Raw genomic sequence first — 26,582 nt, 5'->3', positions numbered from 1 at the left:
ATGTTTTTTCTGGAACAGCTTAAGAAAGAATTCGCCAAAGAATGGAATGCACTTAAAGAACATCCCTTTTTAAAAGACCTTGCCCAGGGAACGCTTCCCCAAAAGTGCTTCTTCTACTACTTGAACCAGGACGATTACTACTTGGAAGACCTTCTTTCTGCAGTAGGAATGCTGGTAGTAAAAGCTGACGATAAAGACCTCAAGCGCTTTGCGATAAAACTTCTTAAAGAAACGGTAGACGGCGAGCTAATGATGCACAAGTTGTTGGAAAAAGAAAGCGAATTCGGCAAATCACCGAAAGGGAAAGTGGCTTCATGGTATGGAGATTTCTTGATGCAGGTCGCCTTCAAAAAAAGCCCTTTTATAATCATTGCTTCAATGCTCCCTTGCTTTGTGAGTTACCTTGAAATCGGTACCTATTATCTGAAAAAAGCCTTACCCGGCATACCGGAGCTTTACAAAACCTGGTTGGAAAGCTATGCGGGAGGACCCTATCAAGGACTGGTCGAAGAGCTGTGCCGCTGGTTTGAAAAGGAAACCCTGGAGGCGAAAGATAAAGAAAAGCTGGAAGCAAAAAACGTTTTTAAGCGAGCTATTGAGCTGGAATGGCTTTTTTGGGAAGAAAGTTATAATTGTGGGAAGCTGACGTTTAAATTCTGAATCATCAATATTAACTCAAAAAGCGGGGATGGAGTCCCCCCTTAAGCGCCATCCAGACTGATGACTCCTGTACCTAAAGGTACAGGAGTTTTTGTTTATAGCCCGAAATTTTAAATGTATTCAGAAAGGAGACCCAAAATGAATTACCTCGATTCCAGACTGAGAGAATATCTCAACAAACCTGGATGTCCTTTATGTCATCTTTTACGAGAACAGGATCAAAAATATCTTGACAGCATTTTTTGGGAAATGGTAAACGATCCCGAGCTGCGAACCCAGCTAATAAGAGATGGCGGCTTATGTGCTGATCACCTGCATCTGGTTTTCGAGGAACGTCCTTCGGTTCTTGGTATTGCCATCCTCTTCAGAGATTTGTTGATACATCACCTTCAAGGTGAGTTACCAGATTTCGGTAACATAAAGTGTCGCCTTTGTGTCAGGGATCAAGAAATGGAAAAGAAACTGTGCAAAGCTCTCACAAAACACTGGTCAGAGTGGAAAAAGCAATGGGGAAAGTATACCTTCCTTTGCAGGAAACACTCCCGTCTTTTGCCGCCGGAAGAAAAAACTTCCATTGAAATACACAGCTTCTCTGAAAAAGCACTGCATGAAGTGCTAAAACTTGTTAGTTCTTTTATAGAGAAATTCGATTATCAAAAAAACTATCTCCCTTTTTCTGAATTTGAAAAAGAATCCTGGCAGTATCTTCTGGAATTCTTTGCTTCCAAACCTCTTAGTAAAACTCTTCGAGGAGGAAAAATTTTATGAATGACTTGATACTAATTGCCACAGGTGGAGCAATTGGTGCAGTAGCGCGCTTTCTCCTGAGCGGCTGGTTCCAAAGTCTAATATCTTTCTCCTTTTTTCCCTTGGGAACTTGGTTGGTAAATCTCATTGGAAGCTTTTTGCTAAGTATAATCATGTACACAGCGGAGGCAAGTGGAATGCTCAGCCGTGAATTTCGGGTCTTCCTTAGTATAGGTTTTTTGGGTTCTTTTACCACGTTTTCGACCTTCGCATATGAATCATTCCGATTGTTCGAAGAAAAAGAGTACCTTTATTTCTTTTTAAATTCAGGGGGTGGATTCGGAACAGCTTTTTTCTCAATCTTCTTGGGTAAAATAGTAACAAACCTTTTATGGAGGTAAATCATGAGAAAGGAAGAGAGAGCTATCCTGCTGCGCATCTTCATTGGTGAATCCGATAAATACGATGGTAAGCCAACTTACCAGTATCTGCTTCAGGAATTCAAGAAACTCAAGCTGGCTGGAGCTACCGTGTTGCGAGGCATAGCAGGATTTGGAAAGAAAAGCTATCATATACAAACTACGTCGGTACTCAGGCTTTCCTCAGACCTTCCAGTGATCATTGAAGTGGTGGATACTGAGGAAAAAATAGCCCAAATCAAACCCCTCCTGGACAAGGTAGTCAAGGAGGGGTTAATCACCGAAGAAAGGGTTACTATTTATTTTTACGGAAGCAATGTTTAAGCTCATAATTAACTTCCGGCTTTCTTTTTGCACTTTTCCTCCAGATACTGGATAAATTCTCGGTAGGGGAGAAAAGCAAGACCAGTGTATCGATCCGCAGCACCATAGTAAAGGCGTATTTGGTCATTTTCTTCATCGACAATTGCCCCGGTTGGAAACACAACTCCAGGAACATCTCCCAGCCATTCAAAGCTTTCTTTAGGGCTCATAATCCACTCGTCAGTCCTGCATATAACCTGAGTGGGGTCTTCAAGGTCGAGTAGAGCTGCTCCGACTCGATAAAGGCTTCCCGAAGCAGTTTGCCGCACTCCATGATAAAAAATCAACCAACCCCAGGGAGTTTCAATGGGTTGAGGGCCAAGTCCTACTCGGGTATGATCCCACCACCCAGGACGAGTGGGTATCAGTATTTGATGATCACCCCAGTGTTTAAGGTCAGGAGAAAAAGAAATCCAGATATGTGCTTCCCCCCTGATGATGGGGCGATGTATAAGTGCATAGCGCTTTCCATGATCGGTTTTAAACCTGCGTGGAAAAAGGCAGGCATCCTTATCTTCAGGAGGAAGAAGCGAACCATGTTTGACAAAGTTTTTGAAATCTTCAGTGAGTGCCAGAGAAACCACGGGGCCACCCCTACTGAAAGAAACGTAGGTAACTGCATACCTTTCTTCTTCCTCAAGCCATGTGATTCTTGGGTCTTCCAGCCCCCATTGCTCCTCGTTAATGTGGGCCTCCGGATAAAGAGCAGGTTCGGTATCAATTTCCCAATCTTTTATTCCGTCTTTACTCCGAGCAAGAGTGAGATGCGAGAAACCCCGACAATCTTCAACCCGCACCAGAAGCAGGGTCTCGCCCCTGAAAAGCGTTGCTCCCGGGTTGAAAGTGGCATTAGCTGGGTAGGGCCAGCCATCCGGAGATAAGATTGGGTTCCCTTCATAACGCCTAACAAAGTTATTAAGCCCCAAAAAATTATGATTCACCAAAGCCATCACCTTCAAGCATAGCAGTTTGGTAGATTTCTGTTTTTAGAAATGACAAGTAGATTTATTATAGTATAATTTTACTGGCTTTATCCAGCTATGTTCGCTAAAAGGGAGGTAGACAGGTGTTCAAAATACTTGAGAAACAAGTACTGACCCCAGAGATTAAATTAATGGTAATTGATGCTCCGCGCGTAGCCAGAAAGGCGAAAGCTGGCCAGTTTGTTATCCTTAGAATCAATGACCAGGGAGAGCGAATACCTCTGACCATTGCAGACTTTGATCCGAAAAAGGGTACGGTAACCATTATTTTTCAAGAGGTAGGCAAAACCACCATGATGCTTGGCGAAATGGAAGCAGGCGATACCATACTGGACTTTGTAGGTCCGCTGGGCAAAGAAATGGAAGAGAAAAACTTTGGTCATGTAGTTTGTGTGGGAGGAGGTGTGGGCATCGCCCCTACTTTTCCCAAAGCCAGAGCTCTCAAAGAGGCTGGTAACAAGGTAACTTCTATAATAGGTGCCAGAACGGCAAGTATGCTTTTCTGGGAAGATAAAATGCGGGAGGTAAGCGATAAGCTCTACGTAACCACCGATGACGGTAGCTATGGAGAAAAGGGATTTGTAACCACCGTTCTGGAAAGAGTTCTTGAACAAGAAAAAGTAGACCTGGTAATAGCCGTTGGCCCAGTTATGATGATGAAGATGACCAGTTTGTTGACCAAAAAACATGGAGTGCCTACTCTGGTCAGTTTAAATCCCATAATGGTTGATGGAACCGGAATGTGCGGTTGCTGCCGAGTTAGTGTAAATGGACAGTGCAAGTTTACCTGTGTCGACGGACCTATCTTTGATGGGCATGCTGTTGATTTTGACGAGCTTCTGTCTCGTCAAAGGATTTACCTCGAAGAAGAAAAACGCGCTTTAGAAAAGTATCTGGCAACCAGAGCAAAGGAGGAAGCACACTATGCAGAATAGACTTTCTGGTCGTCCCAAAATGCCTCAGCGCCCTCCAAAGGAGCGCATAAAAGACTTTGAAGAAGTGCCTCTCGGATTACCCGAATGGGCAGCGGTTGAAGAAGCAAAACGTTGCCTACAGTGCAAGAAGCCACAGTGCGTGCAGGGTTGCCCTGTGGAAATAGACATTCCTGGTTTTCTCAAACTGGTTGCCGAAGGACGCTTTGAAGCCGCAATTGCCAAAATCAAGGAAAAAAACAGCTTGCCAGCCATTTGCGGAAGAGTATGTCCTCAGGAAACCCAGTGCGAAGAAAAATGTGTTCTTGGCAAGAAAGGACAACCCATTGCCATCGGTTATTTAGAGCGTTTTGTAGCTGATTATGAACGTGAAAAAGGTATCCAACCACCCTCGGTTCCTTCCTGGAATGGACATCGTGTAGCTGTTATCGGTTCAGGTCCTGCCGGCTTGACTTGTGCGGGAGACCTCGCAAAGATGGGCTATCGGGTTACCATTTTTGAAGCTCTACATGCACCAGGTGGAGTTCTGGTTTACGGAATACCCGAGTTCCGCTTGCCTAAGAGCATCGTTGCTCAGGAAGTCGACTATGTGCGCTCTCTTGGGGTGGAAATAGAGCTGAGCTGCGTAGTTGGAAAAACTCTAACTATCGACGATTTGAAAGAAGAAGGGTATGAGGCTTTCTTTATTGGTACTGGGGCCGGACTACCTTATTTTCTTAACATTCCAGGCGAAAATCTCAATGGTATATATTCAGCCAACGAGTTTTTGACCAGAACAAACTTGATGAAAGCTTACCTTTTTCCAGAATTTGATACTCCAGTCAAAATAGGCAGAAGAGTGGCAGTCATCGGGGGAGGAAACGTGGCTATGGATGCAGCACGCTGTGCTTTGAGGCTCGGAGCAGAAGAAGTATGCCTGGTATACCGCAGAACCAAGAAAGAAATGCCAGCTCGAGTAGAAGAAGTGGAAAGAGCCGAAGAGGAAGGTGTAAATTGTATAATTTTAACCAACCCGGTGAGATTTATAGGCAATGATAATGGTTGGGTCACCGGAATAGAATGTATTCAGATGGAGCTGGGAGAACCGGATGAATCAGGAAGAAGAAGACCAGTGCCTATCCCCGGTTCCGAATTTGTAATTCCCATAGACACAGTAGTAGTAGCCATAGGCCAGGGACCCAATCCTTTACTACTTGAAACCATAAAGGGACTTACCCTCAATAAAAAGGGATACATTGCTGCTGATCCCCAAACTGGGGCAACTTCTTTGCCAGGGGTTTTTGCAGGGGGAGACATCGTCACCGGTGCGGCTACTGTCATTTCGGCAATGGGTGCAGGCAAGCGTGCAGCCCGTTCTATAGATCTTTACCTGAAAGATCCCAATAAATTTCCACAGTGGAGGTAAAAACATGCGTGAGTTTGACCTTTTAGTGATTGGTGGCGGTCCAGCTGGATATGCGGGAGCCATACGTGCGGCACAAAGAGGGTTAAAAGTAGCGTTAATAGAAAAAAGAGAGTTAGGGGGCACTTGCCTCAATCGGGGTTGTATACCCACTAAGGCTTTATTTAAGGCTCAAGAAGTGCTGCATCTTGTGCAAAACGCTGCTCAGTTTGGGGTTAAGGCAAGTTATGAGGGTCTGGATTGGAACCAGGTCCTCAAAAGGAAAAACCAGATAGTAAAAAGACTAACAGGTGGAGTAGGTTTTCTCTTGCGCAAAGCTGGAGCAGAAGTTATTCAGGGAGTAGCTCGTTTTGTGGATGGTAACCAGATTGAAGTTACCAAGGCGGATGAGAGCAAGGAAGTATTGAAAGCGAGGTTTATCTTTCTGGCTTCGGGTTCCAAGACTGCTCTACCACCTGTTAGGGGATTAGAACTTGAAGGAGTAATCGACAGCGAAGAAGCACTATCTTTACCCTCCTTACCCGAAAGGCTTGTAGTCATTGGTGGAGGGGTTATTGGCATGGAATTAGCATGTATTTTTAACACTTTTGGTGTCCAAGTAGAAGTGATTGAAATGATGCCCAAGATACTGCCTCCGGTTGATAGCGAAGTGACTGCTTTGCTTACCGAAATGGTCGAAAAAAGAGGCATGAAAATCCACCTTGAAGCCAGAGTTAAAGCGATTCAAAAAGTAGCAAAGAGTCTTAAGGTTACTTTTGAGAAAGAAGGCCAGGAAAAAGAAGTACAGGGCGACCTGGTTCTCGTAGCAACAGGCAGAAAGCCCCTTTTAGAAGGGTTGAACGTTGAATCTACCGGGATACAGGTCGAAAACGGCATTCCCAAAACTGATTCAACCATGCGCACCAATGTACCCAACATCTATGCAATAGGAGATATAAACGGAAGACACATGCTGGCCCATGTTGCCTATAAAGAAGCTGAAGTAGCCGTGGCTAACCTGTTGGGTGAAAAAAAATACATGGATTACCGAGCCGTACCCAATTGTGTTTTTTGTTCACCCGAGGTTGCTTCAGTGGGCCTCTCCGAGGAAGAAGCCATCCAGAAAGGCTTTGATGTGAGTATCGGCAAATTCCCCTTTCGAGGCTGTGGAAAAGCGCTTATTGAGGGCGAGAGTGAGGGTTTTGTCAAGATCATCGCCTGTAAAAAAACCAAAGAAATACTCGGAATACATATCATTGGCCCGCAAGCGTCTTCTCTTATTGCAGAAGCCACGTTAGCCATGGCTCTGGAATGTACTCCCCAGGAGATTGCCGAAACTATTCACGCACATCCCACCCTTCCTGAGGCAACCATGGAAGCAGCAGAAGCCGTTTTTGGAGTTCCACTGCACTTTTCCTGAAGGAGGTATCTCTTGAGAAAGCTCCCGCTGGCCCACAAACATCTTGAAATCGGCGCAAGAATGGGGGGATTTGCAAGCTGGGAAGTGCCTCTTTTCTACAAGAGCATTCGCGAAGAATATTTCACCTGCAAAAACAACTGTGGCCTTTTCGACATTTCCCATCTGGGCAAATTCATAGTTCAAGGTAAAGATGCGGAAGCTTTTATGGAGTTTATTTCAACCCGCCACTTTCCAGAAAAAGTCTCCCCACGAGGTAAGGTGAGTTTCTTTTTAAACATAAGAGGCGGCATTATTGATATGTCTTTAATCTACAAAATCGAAGATCGAAAGTTTTTGATATTCACCAATGCTGGAGCTCGAGAGAAATTTTTTCTATGGACAAGTTATATTGCAAATCAACATCATTTTGACATAGAAGTTGAAGATCATACTGAAGGAAGTCTCCTTTTTTCCATACAGGGGCCAAAAAGCCGGGAAGTCGTGAAAAGAGTTTTTTCTGAAAATCTGGACTCCTTGCCCCGTTTCGGGTGGAAAAAGCTTGCAGCATCCAACCACAGCCTGATGATCATGCGAAGTGCTTTTTCTTACGAAGACGGTTTTGAAATATGGCATCAGGGGATAGACAACGGAAACATCTGGGAAACTCTGCTTAGGCAGATTACTGAACAGGGAGGTTGTCCCTGTGGTTTTGGAGTTCGGGATCTTTTACGCTTTGAAGCCTCATTGCCACTTCACGGGCAGGAAATCGACGAAACGGTAACCCCACTTGAGCTCAAAAAGGAATATCTTATAGAATGGGGAAAAGAAGACTTTATAGGCAAAAGTTCCCTGTACCTTGAGCGGAAAATCGGACCCAAAAAACAGCTGGTAGGTATAGAAATTATTGAGGGGAGAAAAATACCCCGTTATGGCTATCCTGTATACAGTTCCCAGAATCTACCCTGTGGCTACATTACCAGTGGCAACTATTCTTTTATGTTTAGGAAAATCCTGGGGCTTGGCTTTCTGGACCAACAAAGTTATTCCCCTGGGGAAGAGCTGATTATCTCAGCTCCGGGTGGTAAAATAAAAGGCAGGATAGTAGATATTCCCTTCATTACATCTTTTCCGAGAAAGGAGAATGAGAAATGAACATTCCAGAAGGTTTGCTTTACACCAAAGACCATATCTGGGTTAAAAGAGAAGGGGATGTGGTAACCTGTGGCATCACCGATTACGCCCAAAGTGAGCTGGGTGACGTGGTCTTCATAGAACTTCCCTCTCGCGGTCAGAAATTTAAAAAGGGGCAAAAAATGGGCAGCGTAGAATCGGTTAAAAGTGTGTCTAATCTCTATGCTCCTGTTTCTGGAGAAATAATGGAAGTGAATGGCACCTTAGAAGAGAAGCCCGAAACCATCAACCAAAAACCTTACGAGGGATGGATAGCCAAAATCAAAATCGAAGATGAAAAAGAACTGGGTGAACTACTCACTGCAGACCAGTACAAAAAATTTATCCAGGAAAACTGACCTAATTTTAAGAGTTATATTTGATGGCAAAAATTCTGGCTTCTGGAACATGGCCCAGGATGAAGCTTTGCTTAGCCTGGGAGAAACAATAGAACAGGCTGTCCCTCCCACTTTGCGGCTTTTCTCATGGGCAGAACCAACCCTCTCAATAGGGCGTTTCCAGAGAACGGACAGCCTAAACCTTTCTTACCTTGAGAAAAAGAAGATTCCCTTGGTTAGGCGTCCTACTGGAGGAAGAGCTATACTACACGACAACGAGATAACCTTCAGTCTGTACCTTCCACTTCCTAAGGAAACCCTAAACCCCCTTGTTCTCTACTGCTCCCTAAAAGAAGCGTGGGTAAAGACTCTGCAGAAAATAGGTTTGTTTCCTGATGCAGAGAATAATTCTAAAAACTACTTTGCCTCACCTTATTGTTTTTCTCTGAACACTGCACACGAGATAACCATCAAAGGAAAGAAAATAATCGGTATAGCTCAGGCAAAAGCGAAAAGAGGAGTCCTTTTTCAGGGCTCATTCATCCTATCTGGTAATCGTGAAGAAATAGCCCGCTGTTTTATAAATTGCGAAAAAATCCAACAGGAACTCTGGTCAAACTTAATTACTCTCGAGGAGTTGACCTCCAAACCGCCAGCAAAAGATGAAATCACGAACATATTCCTCAATACTTTGGCAGCAACTCTCGAGATGCCCTGGTACAGAGGAGAACTCAGCGGAGAGGAACAAAAAAGGGCTGAAGAGCTCTTCCAAACCAAGTATGCACCCCTATCTCCTTACCACACTGAAAGATAATCCCGTAAAGTCAAAGAAAAATCCACAAAAATCTTCTCAACCACTTGCCAAAGAGCGGCAAAGTAGCTAAAATGTTAACTGTCTTGAGCGGGGTCGTGGTGTAGCCTGGCCTAACACGTCAGCCTGTCACGTTGAAGATCGCGGGTTCAAATCCCGTCGACCCCGCCAGAAGTTTGTGCCGAGATAGCTCAGGTGGTAGAGCGATGGACTGAAAATCCATGCGTCCCCAGTTCGACTCTGGGTCTCGGCACCATTAAGCGAGCGGAAGTAGCTCAGGGGTAGAGCATCACCTTGCCAAGGTGGGGGTCGCGGGTTCAAATCCCGTCTTCCGCTCCAGTGGCGGCATAGCCAAGCGGCTAAGGCAGAGGATTGCAAATCCTTCATTCCCCGGTTCGAGTCCGGGTGCCGCCTCCAGAAAAGTCTGGTGTGGGCGGCTAGTTCAGAGGGAGAACGCTTCCTTGACGCGGAAGAGGTCACTGGTTCGAGTCCAGTGTCGCCCACCATTAAAGTGTATAAAAAGGGGCGCCACCATAAGATGTGGCGCTTTTTTCATTTACAGAACAGGCAAGGAGGAAGCCAATGAGCAAGGAAAAACGTGCGATAGCAGCTATTTCAAAAGAAGGGGAAATTATAGACCTGAACCTTACTAAGGGAAACGACGCGGTGGAGCGGTACATCTACTTTGATGATCCGGAAGGTAAAAAAATCTATTGGCACAGCACTGCCCACATTATGGCTCAGGCGGTAAAAAGATTGTACCCGGAAGCCAAGTTGGGTGTTGGACCAGCAATTGAAGAAGGTTTCTATTATGATTTCGACATCCCGGGAGGAATTGAGGAAACAGCGCTTAAAGCTATAGAAAAAGAAATGAAAAAAATCATTAAAGAAAATTTGCCCTTTGTACGTAAAGAGGTGAGCAAAAAAGAAGCAAGAGATATTTTTGAAAAGCGAGGAGAAAAATACAAATTAGAAATCCTTGAAGAGATACCTGAACAACGAGTGAGCATATATCAAAATGGAGAATTTGTAGACCTCTGTCGAGGGCCTCACGTGCCTTCCACAGGTTTTATAAAGGCATTTGCGCTTTTGAGCGTTGCAGGAGCCTACTGGAAAGGAAAAGCCGAGAACCCTATGCTCCAGCGAATCTATGGGATTTCTTTCGAGAGCAAGGAAGAGCTGCAAGCATATTTAGAGCGCCTGGAAGAAGCTCGAAAAAGAGACCATAGGCGCTTGGGAAAAGAACTGGATCTTTTCAGCCTTCACGAAGAAGGCCCAGGTTTTCCGTTCTTTCATCCCAAAGGCATGATTATCATAAATACTTTGATAGATTTCTGGCGTAAAGAGCACCTGAAGCGAGGCTACCAGGAAATTAGAACTCCTATCATGTTGGATAGAAAGCTCTGGGAGCGCTCTGGACACTGGGAACATTATCGGGAAAATATGTATTTTACTCAGATTGAAAACCGGGAATTTGCTATAAAACCTATGAACTGCCCTGGAGGCATTCTTGTCTACCAGACCCGCTTACGCAGTTACAAAGAACTCCCTCTTCGTATTGCAGAACTTGGTCTGGTGCACAGACACGAACTATCTGGAGTTTTGCACGGCCTTATGCGCGTCCGCTGCTTTACCCAAGATGATGCACACATTTATATGGAGCCCCACCAGGTTAAAGACGAAATCATAGGAGTGATAAGACTCGCCGACTTCTTCTATCGACTTTTTAACTTTGACTACGAAGTAGAACTGAGCACCCGTCCTGAAAAAGCAATGGGTTCTGACGAAATGTGGGAACTGGCCACTTCCTCCCTGGAAGAGGCCCTTAAAGAACTCAATCTTCCTTACCGCGTCAACGAAGGAGAAGGCGCTTTTTACGGGCCTAAAATTGACTTCCATTTGCGTGATAGTCTGGGACGCCGCTGGCAATGCGGTACCATCCAGCTCGACTTTTCAATGCCTGAAAAGTTTGACCTCTCTTACATAGGAAAAGATGGAGCCCGGCACAGACCTGTAATGCTTCATCGTACCGTTTTGGGGAGCATAGAGCGTTTTCTGGGAATACTCATTGAGCATTTTGCAGGAGCTTTCCCACTCTGGCTGGCACCTGTGCAGGTTATGATATTACCAATAGCTGAACGACATCTTCCCTACGCCCAGAAAGTCAAAGCGACTTTACTGGAGAGGGAAATAAGAACTGAGCTGGACGACGAAAATGCAACGCTGGGGGCCAAAATAAGGAAAGCGCAAAATAGCAAAATTCCTTATATTTTGATTGTGGGCGACAAAGAGGAACAGGAAGAAAAAGTGAGTGTGCGGAAAAGAAAAGAGGGAGATATTGGGAGTTTAACTCTGGAAAAATTCATCGCAAATATTCAGGAAGAAATCAATAAAAAATCAGTGGAGTGACATGAGAGAAACCGAGCTTCACAAAAATTTTTGGAACCACCACGTCGCCAAAGAGAAGCGAAGGGACAGGAACTTAGAAAAAAAGATCCATACCGATTTAGTATGGCTTGAGATAGAAAGAGTTTTACAAGAAGGTATGACTGTTCTGGATGCAGGCGGAGGATATGGAAGGTACTCGTTACTCCTTGCTGAAAGGGGTTGTGAAGTTTACCACCTGGATATCTCAAAGCGAATGCTCAAGGATGCTCAGGATGAAGCTCGGAAGAAGGGCATTAGCAACATCCGTTTTATAGAAGGTGATATCAGGGACCTCTCTTTTTTTGAGGACGGAAAGTTTGACCTGGTAATCTCTCTGGATGCACCTGTATCCTATGCCTATCCACAACACGAAAAGGCTCTGAAAGAACTGGCCAGAGTGAGCAAAAAAATGCTCATCATTTCAGTGGTCAATCGTTTGGGCCAACTTCCGGTATTCATAGAAACAGAGCTCCGCTTTCATAAATCCTTGGAAATCAGCATGAAATTTCTGAAAACCGGCAATTGGGATCATCCGCCATTTTTAAACTCCCTGGAAGGGAAAATGCCCTTTCTGTCCTATTTCATTTTTCCTCCCCTGCACGGGTTTTTGCCTCAGGAAGTAATTAGCATGGTAGAGACCAATGGTTTCGCAATTGAGCGCTTGGTGGCCACAGGTACTTTAGCCCGCATGTTGTCCCCGAAAACACTCCGTAAATTGTCTAAGGATGCAAACCTATACCGCGAGTTCTTAAAAATCTCCTTAGAGTACGATTCCCAAATTGAAGTCTTGGGCATAGGTGCCAGGTCAGCTTCCGGAATCTTAATCGTAGCACACCGCAAGCAGGGGAGAAAGCAGTGAAGTGGCGCAAACTCGTTATCATACCGAAGGATGATGTATCTCGCGAGCTCCTGTACCTTTTCTTTCAAGGAAAGGCGATAGGTGGTTTGTGGGAAAATGGAGAGAAAATAATTGTTTACCTTGAAGAACAAAAAACTCTGGACGACTTACCAACAAACCTTGTAAAGCATCTTGAAGAAACTGAAGAACCGGAAAGTGATTGGAAAAACTATTGGAAAAAGAAATTCCCAGTAGTTTGGGTTGAGAAAAACATTACTATTCGTCCTCCTTGGATAGGGCCAACCGGGGCTGTTATAGATTTGGTTATCTACCCCGGACTCGCTTTTGGCACCGGTCATCACCCCACCACTTTGTGGTGTATTAGAATGCTCAAGAAATACTGTAAAAAAGGGAATACTCTCCTCGATGTGGGAACGGGGTCAGGAATACTCTCCATATTTGCTTCCAAAATAGGAGCCTCCAGGATAGTCGCTTTAGATATAGACCCCCTGACCCAGAAAGAATTACAAAGAAACTGCGCCTTAAACAATATTCATCCCCAAAAAATTGATTTTAAGCTCGGCAGCATTGCCGATGTGAGGGGCAAGTTTGACCTCCTGGTGGTAAATATAGGTCCCAACTTTATCATTGAAAATGCACCTCTTTTTGAGGAAAAACTTGTTCCTGGGGGATTGCTTATAGTCTCAGGGTTTGAAAGGAAAGACATACAGAAAGTGTGCTACAAGCTTAACCTTTTAGGGTTTCAAGAAACAGACCGCGCCGTTCAAAACAACTGGGTAACCATGGTTTTTTCTAAGAGTAGGAAGTAAGTTATAATAATATTGAAGTCCCAAAACAGTGAGGTGGTCTGTGCTTTGAGAATTGCTTTTGTGTACTCTACTAAAGACCAAGGCCTGGTAAATATCACTAAATACATGATAGCGCTTTTTGAAAAATCCGGCCATACGGTAAAAGCAATAGAAGTTGAGAATCTTTCTTCGCCCATAAGCTTTAGGCCTTTCGACTTAGTTATGGTGGGAGCAACGATAACCAGTTTCTTTGGGGGGAAAATCTCTCAAGAAGTTGTTAAGTTTCTGCAGGGAGCCAACGGGATGGAAGGGAAAAAATCAGTCGCTTATGTGAAATCTGCACTCTTTGGTACCGACAAGGCCTTACGCCGCCTGATGGGGCATATGGAATCGCGAGGTGCCTTTGTAGTTGATTTTGAGGCCATTAAAGGACAGAAAGAGGCAGAAGAACTTGTGAAACGTCATCTTTAAGAAGGGAGGGTAAAAGATGGAAGAGCGTTCCGGAAAAAGTAAGGAGCTTTTTGAAGAATTACTTTTTGGACCTATCGAAAAGTTTTTCGGACCCCTGGTCGATGACGAAGTAAAAAAGCACCTTTCTCAAGCTCGAATAGAATTGCTTAAAGCTATGCGGGTTGCCATAGACCGAGAAATTGAAAAAGCAGAAAAGAAACAGCAATGTCAATAAAAATGGTGCGCGGTGCTGGATTCGAACCAGCGACTTCCACCGTGTGAGGATGGCACTCTACCGCTGAGTTAACCGCGCACTTGAGTGTCTATAAGCATTATATGCAACTCCCCAACCTGTGTCAACCAAATACCACTCAAAAACACATAGCTATTGGTTCTAATCCTTGCTATCGAAAAGTAGACTTTCCGCAACAAAATGGTAAAATAAAACGTTGTGTTGCAAACAGCTATCTCCCTGCAAAAAGGGGGAAATCTTGATAGAAAAGGGGATATGTGATATGGCAGTGCATTTCAGTGAGCTCGGTCTGGTTAACACTCGCGAGATGTTCCGAAAGGCCATGGAAGGAAAATACGCTGTTCCTGCTTATAACTTCAACAACATGGAACAGCTCCAGGCTATAATCATGGCCTGCGTGGAGTGTAACTCCCCAGTTATACTGCAGATTTCCAAGGGCGCTCGCAAATACGCCAACCAAACTCTTCTGCGCTATATGGTACCGGGAGCAGTCCAGATGGCCCGCGAATTGGGTAGCAATATTCCCATCGCGCTTAATCTGGATCATGGGGACTCCTTCGAGCTCTGTAAAGCCTGTGTAGATAACGGTTTCTCCAATGTTATGATCGACGGCTCTCATCTCCCCTACGAAGAAAACGTAGCACTTACCAAAAAGGTAGTTGAATATGCTCATGCTCATGACGTTACAGTCGAAGGGGAACTCGGTGTGCTGGCTGGAATTGAAGAACACGTCTCCTCAGAGGAAAGTCACTATACCAAGCCTGAAGAAGTTGAAGATTTTGTCTCCAGAACTGGTGTAGACAGCCTGGCGATTTCCATAGGTACCTCCCATGGGGCCTATAAGTTCAAACTTAAACCAGGTGAACCACTTCCCGAGTTGCGTTTTGATATCCTTGAAGAAATAGAAAGACGACTCCCTGGCTTCCCCATTGTTCTCCATGGAGCCTCGTCCGTGCTCCAGGAGTATGTGGAAATCATAAACAAATACGGCGGAAAACTCGAAAACGCAGTAGGTGTTCCTGAAGACCAAATTAAAAGAGCAGCCCAGTCGGCTGTTTGCAAAATCAACATTGATTCTGACGGGCGCCTGGTTTTCACAGCCATGGTTCGCAAATATCTTGCTGAAAACCCTGCCGAGTTTGACCCTCGAAAATACCTTGGAGCAGCCAGAGAAGAACTCAAGAAGATGTACATAAGAAAATGCGAATTGCTGGGTAGCGCTGGTAAGGCTTAATCATCAAAAAGGCCTGGCTGGTGTCGCCAGGCCTTTTTGATGTGAAAAACCCTTTGTAGTACTTCTTAAAAAAACCTGAGACAAAAAACGAGTTGCCTGTCTTTTTCAGAAATTCAAGTTTTGCTTTACTGGCAGCTTTGACAGCTGGAAGAACTACTGACTTCAGGAACCGCAACCTCAGTATCAGGCATAGCCGCCGAAATGTTCACCGAAGTACGGTAAGAAACTGCATGTCCAGCACTGTCTTCACCTTCAAATACAAGCAGGGCCTGACCTGCAGTTATGCCATGCGAAGAAAAATAGTTCTGCACCTCGTTTGAAAAAATCTCGACAGTCCATGATACCCCTTCTGAGCCTTCATCCTCCAAGGGAGGAACCAGGATATAAACAAAGAAATAACGCTCCAGAGAAGGAATGTGGTTACCCTGCGCATCGTAATAATATATACGGCATCTGGTGATTTCTGCACCCACCTTATTAAGGGGATAAAAGGTAAATTGAACCGAACGAGCAAAAATGACTGATACCTCCTGAGTAACTGAGGAGGTATCAGTGTACGTAGCACTCTGGGATTCACTTGATTCTTCCGTGGTCCCTTCCTGTGTACTCGTGGTTGTTTCCTGACCGGAACTTTGGATAAAACTGGAACTCGTAGCACTCTGAGATTCTATGCTGGTTCTCGAAATAATGCCCACCGAACCTGTGGAAATTGAAGAGCCGCTTTCGTCAAGAATTTCTATCTCGATACGTAGCTTGGCGGTGGGAAACATCGGGTTGTCAGCAAACCACCTGCAACCAGATAAAAACACCAAACATAAAACCATGACCACAGGAAACAAAGTTTTTTTCATACGCCCTCCACAGAAAACCCAGCGTTTTTTGAAAATTATACACCAAAGAGTAAGCACCAAAAACTCGACTGGAGTTCAAAAACCATGAAAACTAATAAACATTTTGGAAATTCCCACTTGACTCAAAAACTCCAGCAAAGGAAACCAAAGTGAATAACCATTGAGGAAAAATCCGGAAAGCTCAACTTCGTGAGGAGACCACAGACTGGTGCCGAAGGGGGGAGTTGAACCCCCACGGGTTTTCACCCACTGGATCCTGATTCCAGCGCGTCTGCCATTTCCGCCACTTCGGCACGCACTCATAAATATATCATGGAACAAAGCTTTGTCAAGACGTCTCGCTCCAGTGAGCAATCCAAAATCTTTTCCAACGCTCTTGCAATTCAAGTATTTAAGTATTAAAATACCTAAAAGAGGTGAAAAGGACATGGCACATCCCTTCAAGATGCAAGAGGCAACTGCAATAGCTTTGCACAGCATGGTAAAAATTGCGCAAGCGCATCCAGAGCCCCAGCAAGTCAGTGTTCTCGCTTCACAAATAGGGGTATCCAGAAATCACCTGGCAAAAGTGCTTCAAAGACTTCATAAAGCGGGTCTCGTCAAATCGAAGCGAGGACCGAAGGGAGGCATAACACTTGCTAAAGAACCCCAAAGAATCAATCTTCTCGAAATATACGAAGCCATAGAAGGCAAATTTAGTCCTAATGCTTGTCTTCTTAATAAGCAAGACTGTCCATTCAAAAAATGTATAATGGGAAATTTGGTTGGCGAGATAGGAAGAATGTTTGGCGAATTTTTCGCATCCTATTCTCTCGCCAATTTTAAGTTCAAAAATAATGGGAGGTGAGCGAAATTGTTCTGTTATCAATGTGAACAAACAGCACAGGGTACAGGATGTACCGCATTCGGTGTATGCGGCAAGGACCCAGAAGTGGCATCTTTGCAGGATTTACTGGTGTACTTGCTGGAAGGAATAGGGCAGTATATGACGAGAGCAAGGAGAAATGGTTTGCAGGACAGAGAAATCGACCACTTTGCTTTGGAAGCACTCTTTGCAACCCTCACCAACGTTGATTTTGATCCTCAACAACTTGCAGAGAGAATCAAAAAAGCGAACAAAATAAAAGAACGAGCACAGGCACTTTATGAAGAATCCTGCAGAAAACAGGGTCTTGCTCCGGAAAATTTAGAGGGACCAGCTAGGTTCGTAGTTCAAGAAAATTGGGACACTTCCGAAATGGTACGGAGAGGAGAAGCATTCAGTCTCGAGAAAGACATAGAAAGCCTTGGTGAAGAAATTGCTGGGGCTAAACACTGTGTTCTGTATGGCCTCAAAGGTATCGCAGCATACGCCCATCACGCCCGGATTCTTGGCAAAGAGGACCAAAAGTTGTACGACTTTTTCTATGAAACCTTGGATTTCTTAACTCGTAACAACTATTCTCTGGAAGAACTGCTTTCCAAAGCTTTAGAAGTAGGTAAATGGAACTTGAAGGCTATGGAACTTTTAGACAATGGGCACGTTGAACGCTTTGGCCACCCTCAACCTACACCAGTGCGCATCACTCCCAAAGCTGGTAAAGCCATAGTGGTCTCAGGTCATGACCTGGTTGACCTTGAAGCACTATTGCAACAAACTCAGGGTAAGGGCAAACATCTATACCCATGGCGAAATGCTACCAGCCCACGGCTACCCTGGCTTAAAGAAATATCCCCATCTTGTAGGCAATTATGGAAGTGCTTGGCAGAATCAGCAAAGAGAATTTGATGCCTTTCCGGGAGTTCTCATGACCACCAACTGTATTCAGAAACCAAGGGAAAGCTACAAAGACCGAATCTTTACCTGTGGTCCTGTAGGCTGGCCCGGTGTGGTGCATATTAGCGACCGCGACTTCAGCCCGGTTATTGAAAAAGCGCTTTCTCTACCAGGGTTTGAACAGGACGAACCTGAAAAGTCTATCACCGTAGGTTTTGCCAGAAATGCGGTTTTAAGCGTTGCCCCCAAAGTTATTGAAGCGGTCAAACAGGGCAAAATAAAGCACTTCTTCCTCATAGGTGGATGCGATGGAGCGAAACCAGGGCGCAATTACTATACCCAGTTCGCTCAGATGGTCCCCCAGGATTGCGTAATCCTCACTTTGGCTGTGGAAAATACCGCTTTAATAAGCTTGATTTCGGTACCATAGAAGGCATTCCCCGCTTGCTTGATGTGGGACAGTGTAATGACGCTTATTCTGCCATCCAGATTGCCTTGGCTCTTTCAGAAGCTTTTCGGGTAGGAGTAAATGAACTACCTCTTTCTCTTATTTTGTCGTGGTATGAACAAAAAGCGGTTGCCATACTCTTAACCCTCTCTACATCTGGGCATAAAAAATATTCGACTTGGACCCAGCATGCCTGCATTTGTAAAACCGGCAGTATACAACGTTTTAAAGGAGCAGTTTAATCTTCTTCAACAACTACGCCCGAAGAAGATTTGAAAGCAATACTCGGATGATCCGTTGACCAGCATCCCAGGAGACAGAACTCCAAACGGAAACCTGTCTCCTGTGGAATCAATAGTAGTCAGCAAAGAAGAAAGACAAGTCCAACTTTTTAGACAACTCGAGGTGAAGCTCTACGTAACCACCGATGACGGTAGCTATGGAGAAAAGGGATTTGTAACCACCGTTCTGGAAAGAGTTCTTGAACAAGAAAAAGTAGACCTGGTAATAGCCGTTGGCCCAGTTATGATGATGAAGATGACCAGTTTGTTGACCAAAAAACATGGAGTGCCTACTCTGGTCAGTTTAAATCCCATAATGGTTGATGGAACCGGAATGTGCGGTTGCTGCCGAGTTAGTGTAAATGGACAGTGCAAGTTTACCTGTGTCGACGGACCTATCTTTGATGGGCATGCTGTTGATTTGACGAGCTTCTGTCTCGTCAAAGGATTTACCTCGAAGAAGAAAAACGCGCTTTAGAAAAGTATCTGGCAACCAGAGCAAAGGAGGAAGCACACTATGCAGAATAGACTTTCTGGTCGTCCCAAAATGCCTCAGCGCCCTCCAAAGGAGCGCATAAAAGACTTTGAAGAAGTGCCTCTCGGATTACCCGAATGGGCAGCGGTTGAAGAAGCAAAACGTTGCCTACAGTGCAAGAAGCCACAGTGCGTGCAGGGTTGCCCTGTGGAAATAGACATTCCTGGTTTTCTCAAACTGGTTGCCGAAGGACGCTTTGAAGCCGCAATTGCCAAAATCAAGGAAAAAAACAGCTTGCCAGCCATTTGCGGAAGAGTATGTCCTCAGGAAACCCAGTGCGAAGAAAAATGTGTTCTTGGCAAGAAAGGACAACCCATTGCCATCGGTTATTTAGAGCGTTTTGTAGCTGATTATGAACGTGAAAAAGGTATCCAACCACCCTCGGTTCCTTCCTGGAATGGACATCGTGTAGCTGTTATCGGTTCAGGTCCTGCCGGCTTGACTTGTGCGGGAGACCTCGCAAAGATGGGCTATCGGGTTACCATTTTTGAAGCTCTACATGCACCAGGTGGAGTTCTGGTTTACGGAATACCCGAGTTCCGCTTGCCTAAGAGCATCGTTGCTCAGGAAGTCGACTATGTGCGCTCTCTTGGGGTGGAAATAGAGCTGAGCTGCGTAGTTGGAAAAACTCTAACTATCGACGATTTGAAAGAAGAAGGGTATGAGGCTTTCTTTATTGGTACTGGGGCCGGACTACCTTATTTTCTTAACATTCCAGGCGAAAATCTCAATGGTATATATTCAGCCAACGAGTTTTTGACCAGAACAAACTTGATGAAAGCTTACCTTTTTCCAGAATTTGATACTCCAGTCAAAATAGGCAGAAGAGTGGCAGTCATCGGGGGAGGAAACGTGGCTATGGATGCAGCACGCTGTGCTTTGAGGCTCGGAGCAGAAGAAGTATGCCTGGTATACCGCAGAACCAAGAAAGAAATGCCAGCTCGAGTAGAAGAAGTGGAAAGAGCCGAAGAGGAAGGTGTAAATTGTATAATTTTAACCAACCCGGTGAGATTTATAGGCAATGATAATGGTTGGGTCACCGGAATAGAATGTATTCAGATGGAGCTGGAGAACCGGATGAATCAGGAAGAAGAAGACCAGTGCCTATCCCCGGTTCCGAATTTGTAATTCCCATAGACACAGTAGTAGTAGCCATAGGCCAGGGACCCAATCCTTTACTACTTGAAACCATAAAGGGACTTACCCTCAATAAAAAGGGATACATTGCTGCTGATCCCCAAACTGGGGCAACTTCTTTGCCAGGGGTTTTTGCAGGGGGAGACATCGTCACCGGTGCGGCTACTGTCATTTCGGCAATGGGTGCAGGCAAGCGTGCAGCCCGTTCTATAGATCTTTACCTGAAAGATCCCAATAAATTTCCACAGTGGAGGTAAAAACATGCGTGAGTTTGACCTTTTAGTGATTGGTGGCGGTCCAGCTGGATATGCGGGAGCCATACGTGCGGCACAAAGAGGGTTAAAAGTAGCGTTAATAGAAAAAAGAGAGTTAGGGGGCACTTGCCTCAATCGGGGTTGTATACCCACTAAGGCTTTATTTAAGGCTCAAGAAGTGCTGCATCTTGTGCAAAACGCTGCTCAGTTTGGGGTTAAGGCAAGTTATGAGGGTCTGGATTGGAACCAGGTCCTCAAAAGGAAAAACCAGATAGTAAAAAGACTAACAGGTGGAGTAGGTTTTCTCTTGCGCAAAGCTGGAGCAGAAGTTATTCAGGGAGTAGCTCGTTTTGTGGATGGTAACCAGATTGAAGTTACCAAGGCGGATGAGAGCAAGGAAGTATTGAAAGCGAGGTTTATCTTTCTGGCTTCGGGTTCCAAGACTGCTCTACCACCTGTTAGGGGATTAGAACTTGAAGGAGTAATCGACAGCGAAGAAGCACTATCTTTACCCTCCTTACCCGAAAGGCTTGTAGTCATTGGTGGAGGGGTTATTGGCATGGAATTAGCATGTATTTTTAACACTTTTGGTGTCCAAGTAGAAGTGATTGAAATGATGCCCAAGATACTGCCTCCGGTTGATAGCGAAGTGACTGCTTTGCTTACCGAAATGGTCGAAAAAAGAGGCATGAAAATCCACCTTGAAGCCAGAGTTAAAGCGATTCAAAAAGTAGCAAAGAGTCTTAAGGTTACTTTTGAGAAAGAAGGCCAGGAAAAAGAAGTACAGGGCGACCTGGTTCTCGTAGCAACAGGCAGAAAGCCCCTTTTAGAAGGGTTGAACGTTGAATCTACCGGGATACAGGTCGAAAACGGCATTCCCAAAACTGATTCAACCATGCGCACCAATGTACCCAACATCTATGCAATAGGAGATATAAACGGAAGACACATGCTGGCCCATGTTGCCTATAAAGAAGCTGAAGTAGCCGTGGCTAACCTGTTGGGTGAAAAAAAATACATGGATTACCGAGCCGTACCCAATTGTGTTTTTTGTTCACCCGAGGTTGCTTCAGTGGGCCTCTCCGAGGAAGAAGCCATCCAGAAAGGCTTTGATGTGAGTATCGGCAAATTCCCCTTTCGAGGCTGTGGAAAAGCGCTTATTGAGGGCGAGAGTGAGGGTTTTGTCAAGATCATCGCCTGTAAAAAAACCAAAGAAATACTCGGAATACATATCATTGGCCCGCAAGCGTCTTCTCTTATTGCAGAAGCCACGTTAGCCATGGCTCTGGAATGTACTCCCCAGGAGATTGCCGAAACTATTCACGCACATCCCACCCTTCCTGAGGCAACCATGGAAGCAGCAGAAGCCGTTTTTGGAGTTCCACTGCACTTTTCCTGAAGGAGGTATCTCTTGAGAAAGCTCCCGCTGGCCCACAAACATCTTGAAATCGGCGCAAGAATGGGGGGATTTGCAAGCTGGGAAGTGCCTCTTTTCTACAAGAGCATTCGCGAAGAATATTTCACCTGCAAAAACAACTGTGGCCTTTTCGACATTTCCCATCTGGGCAAATTCATAGTTCAAGGTAAAGATGCGGAAGCTTTTATGGAGTTTATTTCAACCCGCCACTTTCCAGAAAAAGTCTCCCCACGAGGTAAGGTGAGTTTCTTTTTAAACATAAGAGGCGGCATTATTGATATGTCTTTAATCTACAAAATCGAAGATCGAAAGTTTTTGATATTCACCAATGCTGGAGCTCGAGAGAAATTTTTTCTATGGACAAGTTATATTGCAAATCAACATCATTTTGACATAGAAGTTGAAGATCATACTGAAGGAAGTCTCCTTTTTTCCATACAGGGGCCAAAAAGCCGGGAAGTCGTGAAAAGAGTTTTTTCTGAAAATCTGGACTCCTTGCCCCGTTTCGGGTGGAAAAAGCTTGCAGCATCCAACCACAGCCTGATGATCATGCGAAGTGCTTTTTCTTACGAAGACGGTTTTGAAATATGGCATCAGGGGATAGACAACGGAAACATCTGGGAAACTCTGCTTAGGCAGATTACTGAACAGGGAGGTTGTCCCTGTGGTTTTGGAGTTCGGGATCTTTTACGCTTTGAAGCCTCATTGCCACTTCACGGGCAGGAAATCGACGAAACGGTAACCCCACTTGAGCTCAAAAAGGAATATCTTATAGAATGGGGAAAAGAAGACTTTATAGGCAAAAGTTCCCTGTACCTTGAGCGGAAAATCGGACCCAAAAAACAGCTGGTAGGTATAGAAATTATTGAGGGGAGAAAAATACCCCGTTATGGCTATCCTGTATACAGTTCCCAGAATCTACCCTGTGGCTACATTACCAGTGGCAACTATTCTTTTATGTTTAGGAAAATCCTGGGGCTTGGCTTTCTGGACCAACAAAGTTATTCCCCTGGGGAAGAGCTGATTATCTCAGCTCCGGGTGGTAAAATAAAAGGCAGGATAGTAGATATTCCCTTCATTACATCTTTTCCGAGAAAGGAGAATGAGAAATGAACATTCCAGAAGGTTTGCTTTACACCAAAGACCATATCTGGGTTAAAAGAGAAGGGGATGTGGTAACCTGTGGCATCACCGATTACGCCCAAAGTGAGCTGGGTGACGTGGTCTTCATAGAACTTCCCTCTCGCGGTCAGAAATTTAAAAAGGGGCAAAAAATGGGCAGCGTAGAATCGGTTAAAAGTGTGTCTAATCTCTATGCTCCTGTTTCTGGAGAAATAATGGAAGTGAATGGCACCTTAGAAGAGAAGCCCGAAACCATCAACCAAAAACCTTACGAGGGATGGATAGCCAAAATCAAAATCGAAGATGAAAAAGAACTGGGTGAACTACTCACTGCAGACCAGTACAAAAAATTTATCCAGGAAAACTGACCTAATTTTAAGAGTTATATTTGATGGCAAAAATTCTGGCTTCTGGAACATGGCCCAGGATGAAGCTTTGCTTAGCCTGGGAGAAACAATAGAACAGGCTGTCCCTCCCACTTTGCGGCTTTTCTCATGGGCAGAACCAACCCTCTCAATAGGGCGTTTCCAGAGAACGGACAGCCTAAACCTTTCTTACCTTGAGAAAAAGAAGATTCCCTTGGTTAGGCGTCCTACTGGAGGAAGAGCTATACTACACGACAACGAGATAACCTTCAGTCTGTACCTTCCACTTCCTAAGGAAACCCTAAACCCCCTTGTTCTCTACTGCTCCCTAAAAGAAGCGTGGGTAAAGACTCTGCAGAAAATAGGTTTGTTTCCTGATGCAGAGAATAATTCTAAAAACTACTTTGCCTCACCTTATTGTTTTTCTCTGAACACTGCACACGAGATAACCATCAAAGGAAAGAAAATAATCGGTATAGCTCAGGCAAAAGCGAAAAGAGGAGTCCTTTTTCAGGGCTCATTCATCCTATCTGGTAATCGTGAAGAAATAGCCCGCTGTTTTATAAATTGCGAAAAAATCCAACAGGAACTCTGGTCAAACTTAATTACTCTCGAGGAGTTGACCTCCAAACCGCCAGCAAAAGATGAAATCACGAACATATTCCTCAATACTTTGGCAGCAACTCTCGAGATGCCCTGGTACAGAGGAGAACTCAGCGGAGAGGAACAAAAAAGGGCTGAAGAGCTCTTCCAAACCAAGTATGCACCCCTATCTCCTTACCACACTGAAAGATAATCCCGTAAAGTCAAAGAAAAATCCACAAAAATCTTCTCAACCACTTGCCAAAGAGCGGCAAAGTAGCTAAAATGTTAACTGTCTTGAGCGGGGTCGTGGTGTAGCCTGGCCTAACACGTCAGCCTGTCACGTTGAAGATCGCGGGTTCAAATCCCGTCGACCCCGCCAGAAGTTTGTGCCGAGATAGCTCAGGTGGTAGAGCGATGGACTGAAAATCCATGCGTCCCCAGTTCGACTCTGGGTCTCGGCACCATTAAGCGAGCGGAAGTAGCTCAGGGGTAGAGCATCACCTTGCCAAGGTGGGGGTCGCGGGTTCAAATCCCGTCTTCCGCTCCAGTGGCGGCATAGCCAAGCGGCTAAGGCAGAGGATTGCAAATCCTTCATTCCCCGGTTCGAGTCCGGGTGCCGCCTCCAGAAAAGTCTGGTGTGGGCGGCTAGTTCAGAGGGAGAACGCTTCCTTGACGCGGAAGAGGTCACTGGTTCGAGTCCAGTGTCGCCCACCATTAAAGTGTATAAAAAGGGGCGCCACCATAAGATGTGGCGCTTTTTTCATTTACAGAACAGGCAAGGAGGAAGCCAATGAGCAAGGAAAAACGTGCGATAGCAGCTATTTCAAAAGAAGGGGAAATTATAGACCTGAACCTTACTAAGGGAAACGACGCGGTGGAGCGGTACATCTACTTTGATGATCCGGAAGGTAAAAAAATCTATTGGCACAGCACTGCCCACATTATGGCTCAGGCGGTAAAAAGATTGTACCCGGAAGCCAAGTTGGGTGTTGGACCAGCAATTGAAGAAGGTTTCTATTATGATTTCGACATCCCGGGAGGAATTGAGGAAACAGCGCTTAAAGCTATAGAAAAAGAAATGAAAAAAATCATTAAAGAAAATTTGCCCTTTGTACGTAAAGAGGTGAGCAAAAAAGAAGCAAGAGATATTTTTGAAAAGCGAGGAGAAAAATACAAATTAGAAATCCTTGAAGAGATACCTGAACAACGAGTGAGCATATATCAAAATGGAGAATTTGTAGACCTCTGTCGAGGGCCTCACGTGCCTTCCACAGGTTTTATAAAGGCATTTGCGCTTTTGAGCGTTGCAGGAGCCTACTGGAAAGGAAAAGCCGAGAACCCTATGCTCCAGCGAATCTATGGGATTTCTTTCGAGAGCAAGGAAGAGCTGCAAGCATATTTAGAGCGCCTGGAAGAAGCTCGAAAAAGAGACCATAGGCGCTTGGGAAAAGAACTGGATCTTTTCAGCCTTCACGAAGAAGGCCCAGGTTTTCCGTTCTTTCATCCCAAAGGCATGATTATCATAAATACTTTGATAGATTTCTGGCGTAAAGAGCACCTGAAGCGAGGCTACCAGGAAATTAGAACTCCTATCATGTTGGATAGAAAGCTCTGGGAGCGCTCTGGACACTGGGAACATTATCGGGAAAATATGTATTTTACTCAGATTGAAAACCGGGAATTTGCTATAAAACCTATGAACTGCCCTGGAGGCATTCTTGTCTACCAGACCCGCTTACGCAGTTACAAAGAACTCCCTCTTCGTATTGCAGAACTTGGTCTGGTGCACAGACACGAACTATCTGGAGTTTTGCACGGCCTTATGCGCGTCCGCTGCTTTACCCAAGATGATGCACACATTTATATGGAGCCCCACCAGGTTAAAGACGAAATCATAGGAGTGATAAGACTCGCCGACTTCTTCTATCGACTTTTTAACTTTGACTACGAAGTAGAACTGAGCACCCGTCCTGAAAAAGCAATGGGTTCTGACGAAATGTGGGAACTGGCCACTTCCTCCCTGGAAGAGGCCCTTAAAGAACTCAATCTTCCTTACCGCGTCAACGAAGGAGAAGGCGCTTTTTACGGGCCTAAAATTGACTTCCATTTGCGTGATAGTCTGGGACGCCGCTGGCAATGCGGTACCATCCAGCTCGACTTTTCAATGCCTGAAAAGTTTGACCTCTCTTACATAGGAAAAGATGGAGCCCGGCACAGACCTGTAATGCTTCATCGTACCGTTTTGGGGAGCATAGAGCGTTTTCTGGGAATACTCATTGAGCATTTTGCAGGAGCTTTCCCACTCTGGCTGGCACCTGTGCAGGTTATGATATTACCAATAGCTGAACGACATCTTCCCTACGCCCAGAAAGTCAAAGCGACTTTACTGGAGAGGGAAATAAGAACTGAGCTGGACGACGAAAATGCAACGCTGGGGGCCAAAATAAGGAAAGCGCAAAATAGCAAAATTCCTTATATTTTGATTGTGGGCGACAAAGAGGAACAGGAAGAAAAAGTGAGTGTGCGGAAAAGAAAAGAGGGAGATATTGGGAGTTTAACTCTGGAAAAATTCATCGCAAATATTCAGGAAGAAATCAATAAAAAATCAGTGGAGTGA

General features: G+C 45.0%; 25 protein-coding genes, 12 tRNA genes, 2 pseudogenes and 1 riboswitch. Of the genes and pseudogenes, 35 read left to right on the top strand and 4 right to left on the bottom strand.

Translation table 11 applies throughout. The features are described from left to right. The 4 genes from ACKTT1_RS05800 to ACKTT1_RS05785 all read left to right on the top strand — a co-directional run bounded on the left by ACKTT1_RS05800 (position 1) and on the right by ACKTT1_RS05785 (position 2,150). Complete coding sequence (locus ACKTT1_RS05800; RefSeq protein ID WP_412710502.1) at positions 1 to 660, top strand: TenA family protein; 660 nt, start codon at positions 1 to 3, stop codon at positions 658 to 660. A gap of 15 nt (positions 661 to 675) precedes the next feature. Continuing rightward, a riboswitch (Fluoride riboswitch) is annotated at positions 676 to 737 on the top strand. A gap of 61 nt (positions 738 to 798) precedes the next feature. Further along, positions 799 to 1,428 (top strand): DUF6062 family protein, encoded by a 630-nt coding sequence (locus ACKTT1_RS05795; RefSeq protein ID WP_412710501.1) that lies wholly within the window; start codon positions 799 to 801, stop codon positions 1,426 to 1,428. Continuing rightward, positions 1,425 to 1,808 carry a fluoride efflux transporter CrcB gene (gene crcB, locus ACKTT1_RS05790; protein ID WP_412710500.1) on the top strand — a complete coding sequence of 128 codons (384 nt, stop codon included), beginning with the start codon at positions 1,425 to 1,427 and terminating at the stop codon, positions 1,806 to 1,808. The genes ACKTT1_RS05795 and crcB overlap by 4 nt, the downstream gene beginning before the upstream one ends. A 3-nt stretch (positions 1,809 to 1,811) precedes the next feature. Continuing rightward, entirely contained in the window at positions 1,812 to 2,150 is a 339-nt protein-coding gene (locus ACKTT1_RS05785) for a DUF190 domain-containing protein (RefSeq protein WP_412710499.1), read from the top strand. A gap of 8 nt (positions 2,151 to 2,158) precedes the next feature. On the opposite strand, the gene ACKTT1_RS05780 is transcribed toward ACKTT1_RS05785, so the two are convergent. Next, positions 2,159 to 3,139, bottom strand: coding sequence for a glycosidase (locus ACKTT1_RS05780; protein WP_412710498.1), 981 nt, complete (start codon positions 3,137 to 3,139; stop codon positions 2,159 to 2,161). Between the two features lie 116 nt (positions 3,140 to 3,255). Between ACKTT1_RS05780 and ACKTT1_RS05775 the strand changes: the two genes are divergently transcribed. The 16 genes from ACKTT1_RS05775 (at position 3,256) to ACKTT1_RS05700 (ending at position 13,962) form a co-directional block, all read left to right on the top strand. Further along, positions 3,256 to 4,107: a sulfide/dihydroorotate dehydrogenase-like FAD/NAD-binding protein gene (locus tag ACKTT1_RS05775; protein ID WP_412710497.1), complete on the top strand. Its 852-nt coding sequence runs from the start codon at positions 3,256 to 3,258 to the stop codon at positions 4,105 to 4,107. Next, on the top strand, positions 4,097 to 5,509 hold the full coding sequence (gene gltA / locus ACKTT1_RS05770) for an NADPH-dependent glutamate synthase (protein WP_412710496.1): 1,413 nt from the start codon (positions 4,097 to 4,099) through the stop codon (positions 5,507 to 5,509). Before ACKTT1_RS05775 ends, gltA (ACKTT1_RS05770) begins: the two co-directional genes overlap by 11 nt. A gap of 4 nt (positions 5,510 to 5,513) precedes the next feature. Continuing rightward, positions 5,514 to 6,905: a dihydrolipoyl dehydrogenase gene (gene lpdA, locus ACKTT1_RS05765; RefSeq protein ID WP_412710494.1), complete on the top strand. Its 1,392-nt coding sequence runs from the start codon at positions 5,514 to 5,516 to the stop codon at positions 6,903 to 6,905. Between the two features lie 12 nt (positions 6,906 to 6,917). Further along, positions 6,918 to 8,036, top strand: coding sequence for an aminomethyltransferase family protein (locus ACKTT1_RS05760; protein WP_412710493.1), 1,119 nt, complete (start codon positions 6,918 to 6,920; stop codon positions 8,034 to 8,036). Beyond that, positions 8,033 to 8,413 (top strand): glycine cleavage system protein GcvH, encoded by a 381-nt coding sequence (gene gcvH, locus ACKTT1_RS05755; protein ID WP_412710492.1) that lies wholly within the window; start codon positions 8,033 to 8,035, stop codon positions 8,411 to 8,413. Before ACKTT1_RS05760 ends, gcvH (ACKTT1_RS05755) begins: the two co-directional genes overlap by 4 nt. Beyond that, a complete protein-coding gene (locus ACKTT1_RS05750; protein ID WP_412710491.1) occupies positions 8,349 to 9,206 on the top strand; it encodes a biotin/lipoate A/B protein ligase family protein in 858 nt (285 codons plus the stop codon). The genes gcvH (ACKTT1_RS05755) and ACKTT1_RS05750 overlap by 65 nt, the downstream gene beginning before the upstream one ends. Positions 9,207 to 9,295: 89 nt before the next feature. Then, a tRNA-Asp gene (locus tag ACKTT1_RS05745) sits at positions 9,296 to 9,374 on the top strand. Positions 9,375 to 9,383: 9 nt separating this feature from the next. Then, positions 9,384 to 9,459, top strand: a tRNA-Phe gene (locus ACKTT1_RS05740). A gap of 8 nt (positions 9,460 to 9,467) precedes the next feature. Further along, a tRNA-Gly gene (locus ACKTT1_RS05735) sits at positions 9,468 to 9,542 on the top strand. A 2-nt stretch (positions 9,543 to 9,544) separates the two neighbouring features. Then, positions 9,545 to 9,620: transfer RNA gene (locus ACKTT1_RS05730), tRNA-Cys, on the top strand. Between the two features lie 14 nt (positions 9,621 to 9,634). After that, positions 9,635 to 9,709: transfer RNA gene (locus tag ACKTT1_RS05725), tRNA-Val, on the top strand. Positions 9,710 to 9,785: 76 nt separating this feature from the next. Continuing rightward, entirely contained in the window at positions 9,786 to 11,612 is a 1,827-nt protein-coding gene (gene thrS, locus ACKTT1_RS05720; protein WP_412710490.1) for a threonine--tRNA ligase, read from the top strand. A gap of 1 nt (position 11,613) precedes the next feature. Beyond that, on the top strand, positions 11,614 to 12,489 hold the full coding sequence (locus ACKTT1_RS05715) for a class I SAM-dependent methyltransferase (protein WP_412710489.1): 876 nt from the start codon (positions 11,614 to 11,616) through the stop codon (positions 12,487 to 12,489). Beyond that, complete coding sequence (locus tag ACKTT1_RS05710; RefSeq protein ID WP_412710488.1) at positions 12,486 to 13,298, top strand: 50S ribosomal protein L11 methyltransferase; 813 nt, start codon at positions 12,486 to 12,488, stop codon at positions 13,296 to 13,298. The genes ACKTT1_RS05715 and ACKTT1_RS05710 overlap by 4 nt, the downstream gene beginning before the upstream one ends. A 45-nt stretch (positions 13,299 to 13,343) precedes the next feature. Further along, the gene (locus ACKTT1_RS05705; protein ID WP_369019239.1) at positions 13,344 to 13,748 is read left to right on the top strand and encodes a hypothetical protein; all 405 of its coding nucleotides are present in this window, start codon (positions 13,344 to 13,346) and stop codon (positions 13,746 to 13,748) included. Between the two features lie 16 nt (positions 13,749 to 13,764). Beyond that, a complete protein-coding gene (locus tag ACKTT1_RS05700) occupies positions 13,765 to 13,962 on the top strand; it encodes a hypothetical protein (protein WP_369019240.1) in 198 nt (65 codons plus the stop codon). Positions 13,963 to 13,965: 3 nt separating this feature from the next. Here ACKTT1_RS05700 and ACKTT1_RS05695 read toward each other — a convergent pair. Beyond that, positions 13,966 to 14,040, bottom strand: a tRNA-Val gene (locus ACKTT1_RS05695). Between the two features lie 202 nt (positions 14,041 to 14,242). On the opposite strand from ACKTT1_RS05695, the gene ACKTT1_RS05690 reads away from it, so the two are divergent. Further along, complete coding sequence (locus tag ACKTT1_RS05690; protein WP_369019395.1) at positions 14,243 to 15,214, top strand: class II fructose-bisphosphate aldolase; 972 nt, start codon at positions 14,243 to 14,245, stop codon at positions 15,212 to 15,214. Positions 15,215 to 15,339: 125 nt separating this feature from the next. On the opposite strand, the gene ACKTT1_RS05685 is transcribed toward ACKTT1_RS05690, so the two are convergent. Beyond that, positions 15,340 to 16,065, bottom strand: coding sequence for a hypothetical protein (locus ACKTT1_RS05685; RefSeq protein ID WP_412710487.1), 726 nt, complete (start codon positions 16,063 to 16,065; stop codon positions 15,340 to 15,342). Positions 16,066 to 16,271: 206 nt separating this feature from the next. Then, positions 16,272 to 16,358 (bottom strand) — tRNA-Leu (locus ACKTT1_RS05680). Between the two features lie 134 nt (positions 16,359 to 16,492). On the opposite strand from ACKTT1_RS05680, the gene ACKTT1_RS05675 reads away from it, so the two are divergent. The 14 genes and pseudogenes from ACKTT1_RS05675 (at position 16,493) to thrS (ACKTT1_RS05610) (ending at position 26,582) form a co-directional block, all read left to right on the top strand. After that, positions 16,493 to 16,912, top strand: coding sequence for an RrF2 family transcriptional regulator (locus ACKTT1_RS05675; protein WP_412710486.1), 420 nt, complete (start codon positions 16,493 to 16,495; stop codon positions 16,910 to 16,912). Between the two features lie 6 nt (positions 16,913 to 16,918). Then, positions 16,919 to 18,562, top strand: a pseudogene (gene hcp, locus ACKTT1_RS05670) (hydroxylamine reductase). 4 nt (positions 18,563 to 18,566) lie between these two features. Further along, a complete protein-coding gene (locus ACKTT1_RS05665; RefSeq protein WP_412710495.1) occupies positions 18,567 to 19,028 on the top strand; it encodes a hypothetical protein in 462 nt (153 codons plus the stop codon). Between the two features lie 39 nt (positions 19,029 to 19,067). Beyond that, positions 19,068 to 20,479: pseudogene (gene gltA / locus ACKTT1_RS05660) on the top strand (NADPH-dependent glutamate synthase). 4 nt (positions 20,480 to 20,483) lie between these two features. Then, a complete protein-coding gene (lpdA, locus tag ACKTT1_RS05655) occupies positions 20,484 to 21,875 on the top strand; it encodes a dihydrolipoyl dehydrogenase (RefSeq protein ID WP_412710494.1) in 1,392 nt (463 codons plus the stop codon). A gap of 12 nt (positions 21,876 to 21,887) precedes the next feature. Then, positions 21,888 to 23,006, top strand: a complete 1,119-nt coding sequence (locus ACKTT1_RS05650) for an aminomethyltransferase family protein (RefSeq protein ID WP_412710493.1) — start codon at positions 21,888 to 21,890, stop codon at positions 23,004 to 23,006. Beyond that, entirely contained in the window at positions 23,003 to 23,383 is a 381-nt protein-coding gene (gene gcvH / locus ACKTT1_RS05645) for a glycine cleavage system protein GcvH (protein ID WP_412710492.1), read from the top strand. Before ACKTT1_RS05650 ends, gcvH (ACKTT1_RS05645) begins: the two co-directional genes overlap by 4 nt. Next, positions 23,319 to 24,176: a biotin/lipoate A/B protein ligase family protein gene (locus ACKTT1_RS05640; protein WP_412710491.1), complete on the top strand. Its 858-nt coding sequence runs from the start codon at positions 23,319 to 23,321 to the stop codon at positions 24,174 to 24,176. The genes gcvH (ACKTT1_RS05645) and ACKTT1_RS05640 overlap by 65 nt, the downstream gene beginning before the upstream one ends. A gap of 89 nt (positions 24,177 to 24,265) precedes the next feature. Then, positions 24,266 to 24,344, top strand: a tRNA-Asp gene (locus ACKTT1_RS05635). 9 nt (positions 24,345 to 24,353) lie between these two features. Further along, positions 24,354 to 24,429, top strand: a tRNA-Phe gene (locus tag ACKTT1_RS05630). 8 nt (positions 24,430 to 24,437) lie between these two features. Beyond that, a tRNA-Gly gene (locus tag ACKTT1_RS05625) sits at positions 24,438 to 24,512 on the top strand. Positions 24,513 to 24,514: 2 nt separating this feature from the next. Next, a tRNA-Cys gene (locus ACKTT1_RS05620) sits at positions 24,515 to 24,590 on the top strand. Positions 24,591 to 24,604: 14 nt separating this feature from the next. Further along, positions 24,605 to 24,679 (top strand) — tRNA-Val (locus ACKTT1_RS05615). A gap of 76 nt (positions 24,680 to 24,755) precedes the next feature. Further along, on the top strand, positions 24,756 to 26,582 hold the full coding sequence (thrS, locus tag ACKTT1_RS05610; RefSeq protein ID WP_412710490.1) for a threonine--tRNA ligase: 1,827 nt from the start codon (positions 24,756 to 24,758) through the stop codon (positions 26,580 to 26,582).

Origin of the sequence: Atrimonas thermophila (assembly GCF_045864955.1) — a bacterium.
Taxonomy (GTDB): domain Bacteria; phylum Atribacterota; class Atribacteria; order Atribacterales; family Thermatribacteraceae; genus Thermatribacter; species Thermatribacter velox.
This window is presented reverse-complemented; position numbering and strand designations above follow the sequence as displayed.